The sequence below is a fragment of the Candidatus Thiosymbion oneisti genome (assembly GCF_900092655.1).
Classification (GTDB): Bacteria; Pseudomonadota; Gammaproteobacteria; order Chromatiales; family Chromatiaceae; genus Thiosymbion; species Thiosymbion oneisti.
The window spans coordinates 1-2053 of record NZ_FLUY01001034.1; the positions used below are offsets into that span (position 1 = coordinate 1).

At 64.2% G+C, this 2053-nt stretch carries 1 protein-coding gene; it reads left to right on the forward strand.

Annotated features, from left to right (window positions below):
- The coding region (locus BQ17_RS10685; protein WP_141699225.1) for a two-partner secretion domain-containing protein at nucleotides 1-2053 on the forward strand (2053 nt) is incomplete at both ends.

Here is a 2053-nt window from a genome sequence, read left to right on the forward strand (position 1 = left end):
CGGCATCTTCCAAACCAGGCAAGCGTCTCGATCTACCCCTGGCTGCGACGGCGGCCTGTATCGTCGTCATGCTCACAGCCCCCATCATCGGCGCCAATCCCACCGGCGGGGTAGTGGTCCGCGGCAATGCCCATATCGCCACCCAACCGGGGCAGGTAACCATCGATCAGCACAGCGGCAAGGCCGTCATCAATTGGAACGGCTTCAGCATCGAGAAAGGCGAGGTCACCCAATTCGATCAGCCCGGCAGGCGCTCCATTGCCCTCAATCGGGTCGTTACCGACCGTCCGTCCCGGATCAACGGGCAGCTCCAGGCCAACGGCAATGTGTGGCTGATCAATCAGAACGGCGTCACCATCGGACGGAACGGCACGGTTCAAGCCCAAGGCTTTCTGGCCACCACCGCGAATATCGCCGATGACAATTTCATGGCCGGGCGCTACCAGTTCGACCAGCCGAGCCCCAATGCCAAGGTCATCAACCAAGGCCACATCTCGTTGGGCGAGCGCGGTCTCGGGGCCTTGGTGGCCCCCCATGCCCGCAACGACGGCGTCATCGAAGGCCAGGGCTCGACCGTCGTCATCGCCGGGGCCGAGACCTTCGCGGTGGATCTCTACGGCGACGATCTCATTCACTTCGAGACCAAATCACCGGTGACCCACAAACCGGCAGGCGTCGAGGCCCTGGCTGCGAACAACGGCATCATCCAGGTCGACGGCGGACGGGTATTGATCACCGCCGCGGCCGCCGAAGGCATCGTCGATCAGGCGGTCCAGGTGGGCGGCAAGATTCATGCACGCAGCGTCTCCGCGGACGGGGGCGAGATCGTCCTGGACGGCGGCAATCACGGGACTGTGGCCGTGACCGGTGTCCTGGATGCCTCGTCGCGGAACAGCCGGGGCGGCAAGATCGACATACGGGGTCGCAAGCTCAGACTCGGACGCAAATCCCTGGTAAAGGCCAGCGGCGGCGCGGGCGGCGGCGATATCCGCATCGGCGGAGACCGGGGCGGCCAGGGCCCCGGCCGCAATGCCGATGCGGTGATATTGGCACCCGAGGCCCAAGTCATTGCCGATGCCACCGGCTTTGGCGACGGCGGCAGCATCATTGTCTACGGGAAGGAGACCGCCAGGATCGCGGGCAAGCTGACGGCCCGGGGCGGTCCGCACGGCGGTGACGGCGGCTTCATCGAGACCTCCGCCGCCGGGACCATTGACATCGCGGCGGCCCAGGTGGACGCCTCCGCGCCCTCCGGTAACCCTGGGACCTGGTTGATCGATCCGACAGACATCACAATCGATATCGCCGCGGCAACCGCCCATGTGGCAGCGTTGGAAGGGGGGACCAATGTTGCAGTGACCACGGCCGGAACTGGTACGGATGTGGGCAACATCACCGTTGCAGCGAATATTCGTCCTGCCTTGGACACAAATCCAGATCCTAATACCCCTAACCAGACTGTCACCCTGACACTCACGGCACACAACGATGTCACTGTCAATAGCGGAGTCACCATCGGACCGGCGAGTGCTGACGCCGGAGACAGCATGGGGGTTACTATCACTGCCGGAAACGACATCACAAACAACGGCACCATTGATGTTTCTGCAGGCGCCGGAGGGGACGTCAACCTCACGGCGGCAAACGATATCGGGTTGGGCCGTATCGATGCCGGCGCCGGCGACATCACCATTACCGCCACCACCGGTGCGATCAGCGATCAGGACACCACGTCCGAAGGTGCGGGTAACGAAAACCTCGTCGGCAGTGCCATCAGCTTGACCGCGGGCGGCGCTATCGGCGCGACAGGAAACGCCGATATCGACACGGCTGTTGCGACCAAGCTCGACGCGCAGGCCACCGGCGGCGACATCTTCATCGACGAGACCGGCGATCTCGCCGTGGGTCAAATCATCGCTGGTACGGCTGCCGACCGGAAGGACATCACCCTCACCGCAGGCGGTGCGATCACCGACGGGAACTCCGAGACTAAGGCCGATGACAGCGAGGAGGAGAACCTCGTGGGCGGTAACATCAGCCTGACCGCGGGCGG